The 15,492-nt window shown below is 74.0% G+C and carries 13 protein-coding genes and 1 pseudogene; 10 read left to right on the forward strand and 4 right to left on the reverse strand.

What is annotated here, in order from left to right:
- Positions 1-906, reverse strand: a 906-nt coding sequence (locus tag AB0G32_RS18820; protein WP_361164001.1) for a histidine kinase, incomplete at its 3' end; no start/stop codon positions are given.
- A gap of 213 nt (positions 907-1,119) precedes the next feature.
- On the opposite strand from AB0G32_RS18820, the gene AB0G32_RS18825 reads away from it, so the two are divergent.
- The 4 genes from AB0G32_RS18825 to AB0G32_RS18840 all read left to right on the forward strand — a co-directional run bounded on the left by AB0G32_RS18825 (position 1,120) and on the right by AB0G32_RS18840 (position 4,123).
- A complete protein-coding gene (locus AB0G32_RS18825) occupies positions 1,120-1,899 on the forward strand; it encodes a class I SAM-dependent methyltransferase (protein WP_361164003.1) in 780 nt (259 codons plus the stop codon).
- A gap of 138 nt (positions 1,900-2,037) precedes the next feature.
- Positions 2,038-3,048, forward strand: coding sequence for a dihydroxyacetone kinase subunit DhaK (locus AB0G32_RS18830; RefSeq protein WP_361164005.1), 1,011 nt, complete (start codon positions 2,038-2,040; stop codon positions 3,046-3,048).
- Positions 3,045-3,689 carry a DAK2 domain-containing protein gene (locus tag AB0G32_RS18835; protein ID WP_361164007.1) on the forward strand — a complete coding sequence of 215 codons (645 nt, stop codon included), beginning with the start codon at positions 3,045-3,047 and terminating at the stop codon, positions 3,687-3,689. The genes AB0G32_RS18830 and AB0G32_RS18835 overlap by 4 nt, the downstream gene beginning before the upstream one ends.
- Before the next feature lie 230 nt (positions 3,690-3,919).
- Positions 3,920-4,123: a cold-shock protein gene (locus AB0G32_RS18840; RefSeq protein ID WP_037751662.1), complete on the forward strand. Its 204-nt coding sequence runs from the start codon at positions 3,920-3,922 to the stop codon at positions 4,121-4,123.
- 83 nt (positions 4,124-4,206) lie between these two features.
- On the opposite strand, the gene AB0G32_RS18845 is transcribed toward AB0G32_RS18840, so the two are convergent.
- A complete protein-coding gene (locus AB0G32_RS18845; RefSeq protein WP_361164009.1) occupies positions 4,207-5,286 on the reverse strand; it encodes an LLM class flavin-dependent oxidoreductase in 1,080 nt (359 codons plus the stop codon).
- A 472-nt stretch (positions 5,287-5,758) separates the two neighbouring features.
- Here AB0G32_RS18845 and AB0G32_RS18850 point away from each other — a divergent pair, with 472 nt between their 5' ends.
- From AB0G32_RS18850 to AB0G32_RS18870, 5 genes and pseudogenes are all read left to right on the forward strand, one after another.
- Positions 5,759-5,824: a putative leader peptide gene (locus AB0G32_RS18850; RefSeq protein ID WP_361164240.1), complete on the forward strand. Its 66-nt coding sequence runs from the start codon at positions 5,759-5,761 to the stop codon at positions 5,822-5,824.
- 167 nt (positions 5,825-5,991) lie between these two features.
- Positions 5,992-7,195, forward strand: a pseudogene (locus AB0G32_RS18855) (LLM class flavin-dependent oxidoreductase).
- 19 nt (positions 7,196-7,214) lie between these two features.
- Positions 7,215-8,588: an NtaA/DmoA family FMN-dependent monooxygenase gene (locus AB0G32_RS18860; RefSeq protein ID WP_361164011.1), complete on the forward strand. Its 1,374-nt coding sequence runs from the start codon at positions 7,215-7,217 to the stop codon at positions 8,586-8,588.
- Positions 8,585-9,667, forward strand: coding sequence for an LLM class flavin-dependent oxidoreductase (locus tag AB0G32_RS18865; protein ID WP_361164013.1), 1,083 nt, complete (start codon positions 8,585-8,587; stop codon positions 9,665-9,667). The genes AB0G32_RS18860 and AB0G32_RS18865 overlap by 4 nt, the downstream gene beginning before the upstream one ends.
- Entirely contained in the window at positions 9,660-10,805 is a 1,146-nt protein-coding gene (locus AB0G32_RS18870; RefSeq protein WP_361164015.1) for an LLM class flavin-dependent oxidoreductase, read from the forward strand. The genes AB0G32_RS18865 and AB0G32_RS18870 overlap by 8 nt, the downstream gene beginning before the upstream one ends.
- 48 nt (positions 10,806-10,853) lie before the next feature.
- On the opposite strand, the gene AB0G32_RS18875 is transcribed toward AB0G32_RS18870, so the two are convergent.
- Together AB0G32_RS18875 and AB0G32_RS18880 are read right to left on the reverse strand one after the other, a co-directional pair.
- Positions 10,854-13,220: a GH92 family glycosyl hydrolase gene (locus AB0G32_RS18875; RefSeq protein ID WP_361164017.1), complete on the reverse strand. Its 2,367-nt coding sequence runs from the start codon at positions 13,218-13,220 to the stop codon at positions 10,854-10,856.
- A gap of 113 nt (positions 13,221-13,333) precedes the next feature.
- On the reverse strand, positions 13,334-14,560 hold the full coding sequence (locus AB0G32_RS18880; protein WP_361164019.1) for an MFS transporter: 1,227 nt from the start codon (positions 14,558-14,560) through the stop codon (positions 13,334-13,336).
- Between the two features lie 299 nt (positions 14,561-14,859).
- On the opposite strand from AB0G32_RS18880, the gene AB0G32_RS18885 reads away from it, so the two are divergent.
- Positions 14,860-15,402 (forward strand): SRPBCC family protein, encoded by a 543-nt coding sequence (locus AB0G32_RS18885; protein ID WP_361164021.1) that lies wholly within the window; start codon positions 14,860-14,862, stop codon positions 15,400-15,402.
- The last annotated feature ends 90 nt before the right edge of the window (positions 15,403-15,492 follow it).

A 15,492-nucleotide genomic window follows, 5' to 3' on the forward strand; every position in this document is an offset into this window, starting at 1 on the left:
GCCGTCGGCCGCGTCCAGCCGGAACTCGACGTCCGGCCCCGGCGCGCCGTCCCGGGCGGCCAGCGAGCGCAGCGCCTGCACCAGACTGTGCTCGGCGAGATCCAGCGGTGTCAGGTCACGGACGAACCGGCGTACTTCGGCGAGCGCCCGCTCCGCGGTCGCGGCGGCCTCCCGTACGTGCGCGTGCGCGGTGTCCGGGGCGGTGTGCCAGTGCCGCTGCGCGGCCTGGAGCAGCATCTGCTGGCTGGACAGGCTCTGCGCGACGGTGTCGTGGATGTCCGCCGACAGCCGCTGGCGCTCGGCCAGGATGCCCGCGTGCCGCTCGGTGGCGGCCAGTTCGCCGCGGGCCCGCGTCAGGTCGTCGATGAGCCGCCGCTGCCGGGCGGTCAGCCGCCGGCTGTGCACGAGGACGGCCGTGGCGACGACGCCGAGGGCCACCGGCGCGATCACCAGGTTCGGGTTGAACCCGCCCTCGGTGACCCGTACGCCGGCGATCCGCACTTCGGAGACGACCACGAGCACGACCAGGACCGCGGCCAGCGGCACCGCGAGCCGTACCGGCAGCCGGTGCAGCCCGGTGAACAGCAGCGGCATGGTGCACCAGGTGGCACTGGGCTCCAGGGTGAGCAGCACCAGCCAGAGCGCGAGCACCGCGCCCAGCCAGAGCAGGTGCCGGGCGGTGGGCCGCTCGCCGGGCCGCGGCCCGGGCGCCCGCCGCCGCCCGACCAGATAGAGGGCCCCGAAGGCGAGGAACAGGGCCAGCAGCGCCCCGGTGCGGGCGCCGGCGACGGGGCCGTGGGTCAGCAGCCGGGCCACCGCGCCGCCCAGCAGCAGGACGAACGCGGTGTGCAGGGCCGCCGTCAGCCAGCGCGCGTCGGGGTCCGGCTCCGTGCCGTCTCGCTCCACCGCCGCGTTCCCGTCGCCTCGCCCGTGCCTGCCCCACCAGATATACCCGCGCGCCCCGCCCGGCACATCATCCGATCGGCCGACATCGGCATGGTCCGTTCCGGCTTCCGGGCAGTGACCGCACGGGGGACGAACCGCACCGTCCCGCCCGTGAAACTGCTGGCACCGGCCCCGGCCGCACCCCGGGACACCCTACGGAGAACGAGCACCGCCATGCCCAAGAACCTCACCGCCAACCGCGCCGCCCTCGGCCACCGCCTGTCCTACGCGCTGCGCCACCCCGCCCGGGTGCCCCGGCACCTGCGCCGCACCGTCCGCGACGCCTGGCTGCGCCACCGCTCGCCGGACCACGTCGCCTACTACCGCGCGGTCATGCGCTCGGACACCCGCCGCGACCCGGACGCCGCCGTGGGCAGCCGCAGCCGGGAACGCTGGCTGGCGCTGGGGAAGATGCAGTTCGACTACCTGCTGGAGCACGGACTGCTCCCACGGCACCGCATGCTGGAGATCGGCTGCGGCAACCTGCGCGCGGGCTGGCGGTTCATCGAGTACCTCGACCCCGGCCACTACTGCGGCGTAGACATCTCCCCGGACATCCTGTTCGCCGCCCAGGACACGCTCCGGGACCAGGGCCTCCAGGACCGGCTGCCGGCCCTGACCCCGGTCCGCGACCTCACGCTGGGGTTCCTGCCGGCCGGCCGGTTCGACGTGGTGCACGCGCACAGCGTCTTCTCGCACTCGCCGCTGCCGGTGATCGAGGAGTGCTTCGCCCACATCGGCCGCCTGCTGGCACCCGGCGGCTGGTTCGACTTCACCTTCGACCGCACCGAGGGCGCGGAACACCACGTGCTGCGGGAGGACTTCTACTACCGTACCGGGACACTGCTCGCGCTGGCCGCCGACCACGGCCTGGCGGCCCGCTTCATGGACGACTGGGAGCGCCTCGGCCACGGCCAGTCCAAGATCCGCGTCACGCACCGGACGGACGGCTAGCCGCGGTGGAGGAGGTGGGCGGGTCTCGTGCCGCCCGCCGAAACGCCCCGCCGGACGCGACACGGCCGGGCCGGGCGAGGGGATCGCGGACGGGGTGGCTACCGTGACCGGGCGCACCACCGAAAGGACGGCAACGCCTTGAACCACCTCTTCCTGCCGGCCGACGCGCCCGTGGCCGCCGCCCTGCGCGGCTTCGCGCTCGCCCATCCCGGCCTCGTCCGCCTCCACGAGGACCCGCTCTACGTCACCGGCCGCGACCGCCACCCCGGCCGCCGGGTGGGCCTGCTGTCCGGCGGCGGCTCCGGGCACGAACCGCTGCACGCCGGGTTCGTCGGCCGCGGCATGCTGGACGCCGCCGTACCCGGCCGGGTCTTCGCCTCCCCGCACAACCGCCAGGTCCACGCGGCCTCCCGCGCCGTCGCCGGCCCGGACGGTGTCGTGCACGTCGTGAAGAACTACACCGGCGACCGCATCAACTTCGGCATCGCCGCCGAGCGCCTGCGCGCCGACGGCATCCCGGTGCGCCGGGTCCTGGTCGACGACGACCTGGCCACCGACGACGCCGAGACGGCGACCGGCCGCCGTGGCACCGGCGCCACCGTGGTCGTGGAGAAGCTGCTGGGCGGCGCGGCCGACGCGGGCCTCGGGCTGGACGAACTGGCCGAGGCGGGCGCGGCGTTCGCGGCCGCCTCCCGCAGCATCGCGGTCGCCGCGCGGGCCCAGACCGCGCCCGGTCGCGGCGGCGAGGCGTTCGAGCTGGCGGAGGGCGAGCTCGAGTACGGCGTCGGCATCCACGGCGAACGCGCCGCGCGCACCGTGCCCCGCCCCGCCTTCGAGGACCTCGTCGACCGGATGACCGAGCAGGTCCTCGGCGCCCTGCCGGACAGCGGCCCGGACACCGTCCTGCTGCTGGTCAACGGCCTGGGCGCGACCACCCTGCTGGAGCTGTACGCGGTCCACGACCGGGTCCGCCAGGTCCTCGCCGAGCGCGGCGTGCACGTCGCCGGACAGCTCGTCGGCACCTTCGTGCCCGCCCTCGACATGAGCGGCTTCTCGGTGACCGTGACCGCACTGCGCGAGAACTGGCTCGACTGGTGGCACGCGCCCGCCCTGACCCCCGCCTTCACCGTTTCGGAGACCGCCCGATGACCACCACCGCCGACCAGGAAAAGGTGCTGCGCACCTACGCGCGGGCCGCCCGCACCGCGCACGACGAGCTGACCGCCCTCGACCAGCTCTCCGGCGACGGAGACTTCGGCGACAACCTCCGCGAGGGACTCGACGGCGTGGAGCGCGCGCTCGGCGAGAACCGGACCGAGGCCCCCTTCACCGTCGCCGCCGGCGTCTTCCTCGACGAGGTGGGCGGCACCAGCGGCCCGCTGATCGGCCTGCTGTTCCAGGAGATCGGCCGGGCGCTGGCCGCGCACGGGGACGGCCGCGAGGGCTGGGCGGCCGGGGTGCGCGAGGGACTGGCCGCCATCCAGCGCGTCGGCGAGGCCGAGCCCGGCGACCGCACCCTGGTCGACGCGCTGGTGCCCGCCCGCGACGCCCTCGACGGCGGCGCGGGCTTCGCGGCGGCGGCCCGCGCCGCCCTCGCCGGAGCACGCGCCACCGCCGCCATCAAGGCCCGCCGCGGCCGCGCCTCCTACCTGGGCGAACGCGCCCTCGGCGCGCCCGACCCGGGCGCGACGGGCGTCGCCCTGCTCTTCTGGTCCCTGGCCAGGACGGCCGAACCGGACGCGGACCTGGGGACGGTGGCCGACGTACTGGAGCGGCCCGCCGCGTCCTGACCGGCGGCCACCGCAACCCTCCGCTCGTGACCAGGCGCAACTGCGGGCGGTGACTATGACGTTCCCCGTTGGCAGGGCACCGTGCCGCCGTGTAGCGTCAGCAGCAGATGTCGTGGTTCGCCGTACCAGCCCGCGCCGTGGCGCGGGCGTTCTGCTGTGTGCCCGAGGACCAGGACGACCACCTCCGGGAACGCACCGTGCGGACCCGTCACCGATCGGAAGGCATCAACATGGCCAGCGGCACCGTCAAGTGGTTCAACGCGGAGAAGGGCTTCGGGTTCATCGCCCAGGACGGCGGTGGCCCCGACGTCTTCGCGCACTACTCCAACATCAACGCGTCGGGCTTCCGTGAGCTCCAGGAGGGCCAGGCCGTCACGTTCGACATCACGCAGGGCCAGAAGGGCCCGCAGGCGGAGAACATCACCCCCGCCTGACCGGGTCCGCCCGCGCGGTAACGCAGTACCAAGGTCCCGCCGGCCCTCTGGCCGGCGGGCCTCGCTGTGCCCGCCCGGTCCGGTCAGGACGCGCCGACCCGGCCGCGCAGCCTGGGCAGCAGCTGGTCGCCGATGCGGACGATCTCCCGCCGGTAGGGGGTGTCGGAGAGCACGAAGTGGCTGATGCCGAGTGCCCGGTAGGCGTCGAGCGCCCCGGCGACGTCGTCGGCCGAGCCGACCAGCCAGGTGGTGGCCGCTCCGCCGCCGCCGACCCGGCCCGGCGCGGTGTACAGGCAGGTGTCGAGGACCTCGCCGCGCCCGGCCAGCTCGAACAGCCGGCGCTGCCCGACCGCCGTCGCCCGGTTCCCGGTCCAGGTCTGCTCCTGCGACGCGCCCGCCATCGCGGCGACCTTCTGCTCGGCGTCGTGCCAGGCCTGCTCGGTGGTGTCGCGCACCAGGGTGGTGATCCGCAGCCCGAACTCCAGCGGCCGGTGCCGGCGGCCGACCTCCTCGCTCAGCCGCCGCAGCCGGTCGATGCGCTCGGCGAGACCGTCCAGCGGCTCGCCCCAGAACAGCTGGACGTCGGCCTCGGCCGCCGCCACCCGCTCGGCCGCCGCGGAGGCGCCGCCGAAGTAGAGCGTCGGGTGCGGCCGTCCGGCGCCGGTGTACGGGCCCGGCGCCAGCGTCGAACCGGTGACCTGGAAGTGCTCGCCGCGGAAGGTGACGTCCTCCTCGGTCCACAGCCGGCGCACCAGCCGCAGGAACTCCCGGGTGCGGGCGTAGCGGTGGGCGGGGTCGACGTCGGTGTCGCCGTAGGCCGCCGGGTCGTCCAGGCCGCTGACGATGTTCACCAGGACCCGGCCCCGGCTGAGCTGGTCGAGGGTGGCGGCCGCGGCCGCGAAGTGGGCGGGCTGCCAGTAGCCGGGGCGGACGGCGATCAGCGGCCGGAACGTGCTGGTGCGGGCGGCCAGGGCGGCGGCGACGGTGAAGGTGTCCGGCCGCCCCCAGCCGGTGCCGAGCAGCGCGCCGCCCCAGCCGTGCCGTTCGGCGGTGCGGGCCAGCTCGGTGGAGTACTCGATGGAGCCCCAGCCGGTGGTGGTGTCGTCGCCGCGATGGCCGGGCTCGACGGTGTTCGGGATGTACCAGAGGAACCGCTCGCTCATGTCGTGTCCGATCGCTGGGCGGCCGGCGGCCATCACGGGACCGCCGGCCGGCGGAAGGGGGCCTACGAGGCGGGTCCGACGGGCGGCGCGAAGGGGCCCGGCACGGCGGCGCGGGACGAACGGTCGCCACGGGCCGCGGGCACGGGCGGGGCGGCCCGGCGGAGCGGGGATCAGCTCAACACTGGGCGCTGGACACGCGGACGAGGTCGACACAGAGCTCACTGGTGAGCAGCGGAACCTCGGGCATGCGGTCGAGTGTGGGCGCGATCATCCGGGATGTCAACGCGGCCCCGCGGCCGGGCCGGACGGGGCGGCCGGCCGGCTGTCCTCGATCGCCGGCCGGCCCGAGGGGGTTGCGTGAAACGGGAACACCAGGTCTGATCAAGGCGTTGGGAATCGAGACGACGACCGCGCGGCAGTTCCGCGCGCCCGGCCCGGGGAGGTGACGGACGTGGCCCACGCAGCGCACGCCGTGCACCTGTACTCCCGGCCGCACATCGATCTCCAGCGCGTGGCCGGCGCGCTCTGTCGTTCCTGACGCCGCCCGCCCGGCCGTCGGCCCACCGCACCCGCCCGCGGCGCGCCCGCGCACCACCCCGCGCCGCCGCGCCCCCGCGCCCGGCCACGGGCGGGACCGGCGCCTGTCCCCAAGGACCGCCACGGACCACACGGACCTCAGTCCCGGATTCCCAGGAAGGCAATTCCGTGTCCTCGACCTCCCCCGCCCCGCTCCATCTCGCCGTCGCCCTGGACGGCGCCGGCTGGCACCCCGCCGCCTGGCGCGACCCGGTGGCCCGCCCCCACGACCTGTTCACCGCCGGATACTGGGCCGACCTGGTCGCCGAGGCCGAACGCGGCCTGCTCGACTTCGTCACCATCGAGGACGGCCTCGGCCCGCAGTCCGCGCACTTCCTGGACCCCGACGACCGCCGCGACCAGGTCCGCGGCCGGCTCGACGCGGTCCTCGTCGCCGCCCGGGTCGCCCCGCTGACCCGGCACATCGGCCTGGTGCCGACCGTGGTGGCCACCCACACCGAGCCGTTCCACATCTCCAAGGCCATCGCCACCCTGGACTACGTCAGCACCGGCCGGGCCGGCCTGCGGGTCCAGATCACCGCCCGGCCGAACGAGGCCGCCCACTTCGGCCGGCGCACCGTCCCGCGCATCGAGGCGTACGACGCCCCCGGCCACCCGGGCCCTGGTGACCGAGCTGTTCGACGAGGCCGCCGACTACGTGGAGGTGGTGCGCCGGCTGTGGGACAGCTGGGAGGACGACGCCGAGATCCGGGACGCCGCCAGCGGCCGGTTCATCGACCGGGACAAGCTGCACTACATCGACTTCGCGGGCCGGCACTTCAGCGTCCGGGGCCCCGCCATCACCCCGCGCCCGCCGCAGGGCCAGCCCCTGGTCACCGCTCTGGCCCACGACACCGTGCCGTACCGGCTGGTGGCGCGGGCCGCCGACGTCGGCTACGTCACCCCGCACGACACCGGCCGGGTCCGGGCGATCGTCGCCGAGGTCCGGGCCGAGCAGTCCGCCGCAGGCCGCGCCGAGGAACCCCTGCACCTCTTCGGCGACCTGGTGGTGTTCCTCGACGACGACCCCGCCGCGGCCGCCGCCCGGCGCGACCGGCTCGACACCCTCGCGGGCGAGGAGTACACCAGCGACGCCCGCGTCTTCACCGGCACCCCCGCCCAACTGGCCGACCTGCTCCAGGAATTCGCCGCCGCCGGACTGACCGGCTTCCGGCTGCGCCCCGCCGTGGCCGGGCACGACCTCCCGGCGATCAGCCGGAAACTCGTCCCCGAGCTCCAGCGCCGCGGCGCCTTCCGCCGCGCCTACGAGGCCGGCACCCTGCGCGGCCTGCTCGGCCTGCCCCGCCCCGCCAACCGCTACGCCGCCGCCTGAGCGGAAGGAGACCCGCGTCATGAGCAAGCCCGTGAAGCAGATCCACCTGGCCGCCCACTTCCCCGGCGTCAACAACACCACCGTCTGGAGCGATCCGCGGGCCGGCAGCCACATCGAGTTCAGCTCCTTCGCCCACTTCGCGCGCACCGCCGAACGCGCCAAGTTCGACTTCCTCTTCCTCGCCGAGGGACTCAGGCTGCGCGAACAGGGCGGCGAGATATACGACCTGGACGTGGTCGGCCGCCCCGACACCTTCACCGTGCTGGCCGCGCTGGCCGCCGTCACCGACCGCCTCGGCCTGACCGGCACCATCAACTCCACCTTCAACGAGCCCTACGAGGTGGCCCGCCAGTTCGCCAGCCTGGACCACCTCTCCGGCGGCCGGTCCGCGTGGAACGTCGTCACCTCCTGGGACGCCTTCACCGGCGAGAACTTCCGCCGCGGCGGCTTCCTCGCGCAGGAGGAGCGCTACTCCCGCGCCAAGGAGTTCCTCGCCACCGCCGGCGAACTCCTCGACTCCTGGCAGGGCGACGAGATCGCCGCCGACCGGGCCGCCGGGATCTTCCTGCGCGACGCGAAGGCCGGCGCCTTCGTCCACGAAGGACGGCACTTCGACATCCACGGCCGGTTCAACGTGCCGCGCAGCCCCCAGGGCCGGCCGGTGATCTTCCAGGCCGGCGACTCCGACGAGGGCCGCGAGTTCGCCGCCTCCAGTGCCGACGCCATCTTCAGCCGGTACGCCGCCCTGGACACCGGCCGGGCCTTCTACACCGACGTCAAGTCCCGGCTGGCCCGCTACGGCCGCCGCCCGGCCGAACTGCTGATCCTGCCGTCCGCGACCTTCGTCCTCGGCGACACCGACGCCGAGGCGGCGGACCTCGCCCGCGAGGTGCGCCGGCAGCAGGTGAGCGGCGCCACCGCCATCAAGCACCTGGAGTGGGTCTGGAACCGCGACCTGTCCGGGTACGACCCGGACGGACCGCTCCCGGACGTCGACCCGCTGCCCGGCGAACACACCGTCGCCCGCGGCCGGGCCCAGGTCCGCATGTACCGCGACCCGCTCGGCACCGCCCGCGAGTGGCGCGAGCTGGCGGCCGCCAACAACTGGTCCATCCGCGACCTGGTGATCGAGACCGGCAGCCGGCAGACCTTCGTCGGCACCCCGGCCACCGTCGCCCGGACCATCAACGACCACGTCCAGGCGGACGCCGCCGACGGTTTCATCCTGGTGCCGCACCTCACCCCCGGCGGCCTCGACGAGTTCGCCGACAAGGTCGTCCCGCTCCTCCAGGAACAGGGCGTCTTCCGCACCGACTACCAGGGCCCCACCCTCCGCGACCACCTGGGACTCAGCCACCCCGACCAGGCGCGCGCGACGCGGACGGCGTCATGAGATTCCTGGCGATCACCCTCATCGTGCACCGCCCGGACCCCGCCACCGGCGTCCCGAAACCCACCCACGCACGCTTCCGCGAGGTACTCGGCAACGCCCTGCTCGCGGAGGAACTGGGCTTCGACGGCTTCGGGGTGGGGGAGCGGCACGAGCGGCCGTTCCTCTCCTCCGCACCGACCGTCGTCCTCAGCCACATCGCCGCCCTGACCCGGCGCATCCGCCTGTTCACCGCGGTGACCACCCTGAGCCTGCTGGACCCGGTCCGCGCCTACGAGGACTACGCCACCCTCGACCACCTCTCCGGCGGCCGCCTGGAGCTGATCATCGGCAAGGGCAACGGCACCGCCCAGCGCGAGCTGTTCCACGTCACGCCCGAGGAGCAGTGGGACCGCAACGCCGAGAGCTACGAGGTGTTCCGCAAGCTCTGGCGACAGGACAAGGTCACCGCGCGCACCCGCTTCCGTCCGGAACTGACGGACGCCGAGGTGTGGCCGCGGCCCTACCAGCGGCCGGTCCGGGTCTGGCACGGCAGCGCCACCAGCGAGGAGTCCGTCGAACTGGCCGCCCGCTACGGCGACCCGCTGTTCTCCGCCAACGTCACCCACCCGATCGAGCCCTACGCCGCGCTGATCCGCCACTACCGCGAACGCTGGGCGCACCACGGCCACGACCCGGCCGCCCTCGCGGTCGGCGCCGGCACCGCCGGGGTGTACGTGGCCCGCACCTCGCAGGAGGCCCTCGCGGCCTACCGGCCGGTCTTCGAGAGCAACCTCGCCTTCCAGAAACAGACCGGCCTGCCCGTGGTCTTCGAGACCCTGGAGGACTTCGTGGCCCGCAGCTCCGCGCTGATCGGCAGCCCGCAGCAGGTCATCGACAAGGTGCACCGCTATCACGAACAGTTCGGACACACGGTCCTGCACCTGCACGCCGACGCGAGCGGCCTGCCCGACGCCGCGCACCGCGCGTCCCTGGAACTGTTCCAGTCGGCCGTGGCACCGGTGCTGCGCCGGGACATCCCCGACCCGCCGTTCGCCTGGGCACCCGTACACCCCGAGACCACGGAGGCCGCCCGTGCCTGACATCCCGCTCGGCGTCCTCGACCTGGTCCCGGTCCCCTCCGGAGCCACCGCCGCCGACGCGCTGCGCAACTCCCTCGACCTGGCCCGGCACACCGAACGCCTCGGCTACGCCCGCTACTGGTTCGCCGAGCACCATCTCAACCCCGGCGTGGCGGGCACCTCCCCGGCGGTGCTGCTCGCGCTGACGGCCGCCGCCACCTCCACCATCCGGCTCGGCTCCGGAGCCGTCCAGCTCGGTCACCGCACCGCGCTCGGCACGGTCGAGGAGTTCGGTCTGCTGGACGCCCTGCACCCCGGCCGCCTCGACCTGGGCCTGGGCCGCTCCGGTCGCCCGTCCGGCCGGCCGGCCACCGCGGCGCCGACGGCACCTCGGGTCACCGCCGGCCGGGCGCCGGGCGGCCTGCTCGTGCCGCCTCCGTTCGCCTTCGAACGGCTCCTCGGCGCACCCCGGATCGCGCTCCAGCGCAAGCTGCTCCACCTGCCCGGCGCCGAGTCCCAGGACTACGCCGAACAGGTCGACGACCTCCTCGCCCTGCTGGCCGGCACCTACCGCTCCCCGGAGAGCGTGGAGGCGCACGTGGTGCCCGGCGAGGGCGCCGCGGTCCAGGTGTGGATCCTGGGCAGCAGCGGCGGGCAGAGCGCCGCGGTCGCGGGCGCGCGCGGCCTGCGCTTCGCCGCCAACTACCACGTCAGCCCGAGCGGTGTACTGGAGGCGGTGCACGGCTACCGGACCCGCTTCGAGCCCTCCGCGGTCCTCGCCGAGCCGTACGTCAGTGTCTCCGCGGACGTGGTCGTCGCCGCCGACGACACCCGGGCCCGCGACCTCGCCACCGGCTACGGCCTGTGGGTACGCAGTATCCGCACCGCCGAGGGTGCCATCCCGTTCCCCACCCCCGAGGAGGCACGGGCCCACCGGTGGAGCGACGCGGACCGGGAGCTGGTCCAGGACCGGCTCGACACGCAGTTCGTGGGCTCCGCGGCCACCGTCGCCGACCGGCTGGAGCAGCTCCAGGAGGCCACCGGCGCCGACGAACTGCTGATCACCACGATCACCCATGACCACGCCGACCGGGTCCGCTCCTACCAACTGCTCGCCGCGGAGTGGCGCCGCCGGGGCCACTGGACGCGGTCCGCGTGAGCGGCGGGGCAGGCCGAGGGACACGCGCGGGGCCGCACCCCCGTCGCGTCAGTCCAGGCCCTGGGCCACGGCGGGCGGCGCCGCGCCGGCCCCCCAACTCGTCGGCCGGTCCGAGAGCTCGACCCTGATCGTGCCGGAGCGCAGCAGCTCCTGGTGGGAGAGCCAGCTGCGGCGCGCCGTGCCCCGGTCCGTGTGCACGGCGGACACGTACTGCAACGCCGAGGCGTCGGCGCCCGGTGCCTCGATCCGGATCCGGCGCCCGTGCTCGGGCCGGATCTCGACCTTCTCGAACATCGGCGCCGTGACGATGTACGTGGCCGAGCCGGGCTGGGCCTCGAAGACGCCGGCCATCGCGAACACCAGCAGCGACGACGTGGCACCGAGGTCGTCGTTGCCGGGCATGCCGTAGGCGTCGTCGGTGAAGAGCGTGCGCATCGCGCGCAGCACCGCGGAGGTCTTCCACGGCGCGCCGGTCCAGGTGTACATCCACGGCGCGTGGAAGTCCGGCTCGTTGTTGGGGTTGAAGGCGAAGTTGTTGTGGTAGTCGTAGGCGCCGGTCACCCACGAGTCCGAGGCGGCCTTCGCCGGGTCGGTGAGCACGGTCGGCAGGTCGAAGAACGTGTCGAGCCGCCGCTCGGCGGCCGCCGCCCCGCCCATCAGGCCGTACAGGGTCTCCGGGTCCTGCTGGGCGAGCCACTGGTACTGCCACGCGGTGCCCTCGTGGAAGGCGCCCGACTGCGTCGGGTCGGTGTCACCGGCGACGGTGCCGTCCGCGTTCCTCGTCACGGGGAACCCGGTGAAGCCCTGCGAGGTGACGGAGGAGTCCCACAGTCCGGTGAAGTTGTCGCAGCGCGAGGCGAGCGTCGCGGCCCGGTCCCGGTAGCCGAGGCCGGCGGCCATCGTCGCCAGCGCGCAGTCGCCGAGCGCGTACTCGAGGGTGGCCGAGCCGGCCTGGCGGCTGTCGCCGTACCGGTAGCCGGGCAGGTTCTGGTAGCCGACCCAGCCGTTCGCCACGTACGTCGGATTGCCGTCGCGGCCCCGGAAGACCGACTGGTCGGCGGGCACGTCGTTGGCGTTCTTCCACAGCGCGGCGAAGAGCTGCCGCGAGGTGCGGTCGTCGAGGAGACCGCGACGGTAGACGTCGACGATCCACGGGGTGACGGGGTCGCCGCTCATCACGTTGGTCTCGCTGTTGCCGAGCCCCCAGCGCGGCAGCCAGCCGCCGTCCTGGTAGACGCGCAGCAGGGACTTGGCCATGTCCGCGGCCTGGTCCGGGTGCAGCAGGGCCACCAGCTGGTTCTGCGAACGGTAGGTGTCCCACAGGGAGAACATCTGGTAGTACGTGCCATCCGCCCGGTGCACCCGGTCGTCGAAACCGCGGTAGCGGTTGTCCACGTCGGAGCCGATCGAGGGATGCAGCAGCGAGTGGTAGAGCGCGGTGTAGTACGTGCGCTGGTCGGCGGTGCTGCCACCGGCCACCCGCATCCGGTTCAGCTCGTCCCGCCAGGCGTCGTGCGTGCCCAGGCGCGCGGTGTCGAACGACTGCGGCTGCTCGGCCTTCCGGTTGAGGCGCGCCCCGTCCACCGAGGTGTAGGACAGGCCCACCGAGGCTCCGACCCGGTCGCCGTCGGCGGGGTCGAACGTCAGCCAGGCGCCGGCGCGTTCGGTGCCGCGCGTGGCCGTGCGCCGGCCCGCGGTGAGGGTGTCGTCGTTCCAGGTACCGAAGGCGGAGAAGGTCCGGTCGAACCTGGCGCTGAAGAAGACCCGGTAGCGCTCCTTGCCGGTCTCCCCGCAGAAGTTGCCGCCCTGCACCCAGCCTTCCACGGTGTCGTCGCCGACCACCTCGATGTCACCGGCGTAGGTGCTGCCGTTGCTCTGGCCGGCCTCGATGAGGATGTTCTCCGCGTCCGATCCGCCGGGGAAGGTGTAGCGGTGCTGGCCGGTGCGCCGGGTGGCCGACAGCTCGGTCCGGATGCCGTTGTCGAACGTCACCCCGTAGTAGCCCGGCGCCCGGGTCTCGTTGGCATGGCTGAACTTCGCGGCGTACCGGGCCGGATCGGACGAGGTCACCGCGCCGGTGGTCGGCATGAACCGGATGTTGCCCATCGTCTGGCAGCCCACCCCCGACAGATGGGTGTGGCTGAAGCCGAGGATGGTGTCCTGCGCGTAGTCGTAGGACGCGTACTTGTTCAGCTGGGTGTCGGGGCTGAGCTGCACCATGCCGAACGGAGCGGCGGCCCCCGGGAAGGTGGTCCCGTCCCCGTTGTTGCCGATCGAGGTGTCGACCAGCGCGGTGGGGTCGGCGGCGAACCGGGGCGACCGTTGCCCCGCGTTCGCGACGCCGGAGGTGACGGAGGCCGCGGCCACCGTGGTGATGATCAGCGCGGTGGTGAACGCGCGTCCCAACGTTCTCATCGCGGTCCTCTCGGTCGACAACGTTGTCGCGGACATGCCCGTCGATCTTCGCTTCGCGGGCCGCGATCCGTCAATGCGCCGTCGCCGTTTCCCGGCCGCGCCCGGCCGGGCGGCTAGCCGTGCTCGCCGGGGGCGGCGGACGGCAGGAGGGGGCCGGTGGACTCCGCGTCGCCCGTGGCGAGCACGTCGGAGTGCCCGCGGCCCCGCTCCATGAGGCCCCCGGTGAAGGCCAGGCCGAGACCGGCCAGGGCGAGCGCCGCGCCGACCAGGTTGGGGGCGGCCCAGCCCCAGCCGGCCGAGATGGTCAGGCCGCCGAGCCACGCGCCGCCCGCGTTGGCCAGGTTGAACGCGGAGTGGTTCGAGGCGGCCGCCATCGTCGGCGCGTCCTTGGCCTTGGCCATCAGGAGCATCTGCACGGGCGTGGTGATGAAGGACCCCATCGCGCCGAGGAAGGCGATGGTCAGCAGGGCGGGGACCGTGCTGTGCACGGTGAAGTAGAACGTCACCAGGGCGGCGGCGAGCAGCACCAGCCCCACGTACAGGGTCGGCCGCAGCGCGCGGTCGGTGAACGGACCCGCGACGAGCGTGCCGAGCGTCATGCCGACCCCGTACAGGGCGAGGACCAGGGTGGTCGAGGAGTCGGAGACACCCGTCAGGTGGGTCAGCATCGGTACGAGATAGCTGTACACGGCGAAGAACCCGCCGAATCCGACGACGGCCGTCGCCAGGCCGATCGCGACCTGCCGGTTGCCCATCGCCCGCAGCTCGTGCCGGACGCCCAGCTGCCCGCCGCGCGGCTGGTGCGGGACGAACAGGGCCAGCGAGGCGAGGGCGGCCAGGCCGATGACGGCGACCGCGCCGTAGGCGAACCGCCAGCCCAGCTGCTGCCCGAGGGCGGTGCCGGCCGGCACGCCGACGATGTTGGCGACGGTCAGCCCGAGGAACATCTTGGAGACGGCGCGGGCCGCGCGCTCGGGCGCCACCAGCCGGGACGCCACCACGGCGCCCACCCCGAAGAGCGCGCCGTGCGGCAGCCCCGCCAGGAATCGCGCCGCGAAGAGCGAGCCGAAGCCCGGAGCGAGCGCGGAGGCGACGTTGCCGATCACGAACAGGCCGGTCAGAAGGAGCAGCAGCCGCTTGTGCGGGATGCGCGCGCCGATGCCGGTGAGCACGGGGGCGCCCACGACGACACCGAGCGCGTAGGCGGACACGAGGTTGCCGGCCTGGGGTACGGAGACACCGACGCCGTCGGCTATCTGGGGCAGCAGCCCCATCGTGGCGAACTCGGTCGTGCCGATGCCGAACGCGACGACGGCGAGGGCCAGCAGGGCCAAGGGCATGGTGCGGGCAACCTTTCTGGTACTGCGGTACGGGGACGAGGGCGCGGGCGGGTCCTGCCGGGTGCCGCCCCGTGGCGCGTCCCGGCCGGCCCGAGCCGGGCCCCTGGAGTGCAGCGGTGCCGCGACGACCGGCATTCCAAGATCAAGCCGATTCGGTGGTGACATGTGTCACCTCCCGGCCGCCGGGTTCCGGCAGCGGGCCGGCCGGCGGCGCCGGAGCACCGCCGGGCCGCGCAACTTGACGTACCAGCGACCGGGGCTTTGACCGGTGCCGGGACGGCTCTGCCACCATTCCCGGCATGGGTGAAACCAGCAGGGCAACCGAGCCGCTTTTGCGGGCCAGCGCCGACATCGCCATTTCGGCCACGCCGCGGGAAATCTATGAGCTGATCAGCGATCTTCCGCGCAGCGGGGAATGGAGTCCGGAATGCCAGGGCGGCACCTGGCTGGCCGGTGAACCGGGCACCGTGGGGGCGGTGTTCCGGGGCGAGAACCTCCGCGGCCCGGACGTGGTGGGCTGGGCGCCGGTGGTGCGCGGCGCGTGGACCACGCACGCCGAGGTCGTCGCCGCCGAGCCGGGCCGCACCTTCCGCTGGGCGATGCACGACTCCGCGGGCCGGAAGCAGAGCAGCGTCTGGGGCTTCGACATCGAGGCCGCCGCCGAGGGCAGCGTGCTGGTCCACCACTTCCTGATGGACACCGCCACCGAGGGCATCCGCGGCATCACCGCGGAAATGGACGAGGCGGAGAGAAAGCGGTTCTTCCAGGAGTGGGGCGACAAGGTCGCCGGTGATCTCGCGGCCACTTTGGAACGCGTCAAGGCCGTCGTCGAGAAACAGTGACCCGCCCGGTCCGAAACGGCGCACGACGAATTCCCGTACGGGCTTCCACGGTTCCAGGAACGGCATCGCGCAGCGGCTGAGAGGGCGGGC

Origin of the sequence: Streptomyces sp. NPDC023723 (assembly GCF_040639815.1) — a bacterium.
Classification (GTDB): Bacteria; Actinomycetota; Actinomycetes; order Streptomycetales; family Streptomycetaceae; genus Streptomyces.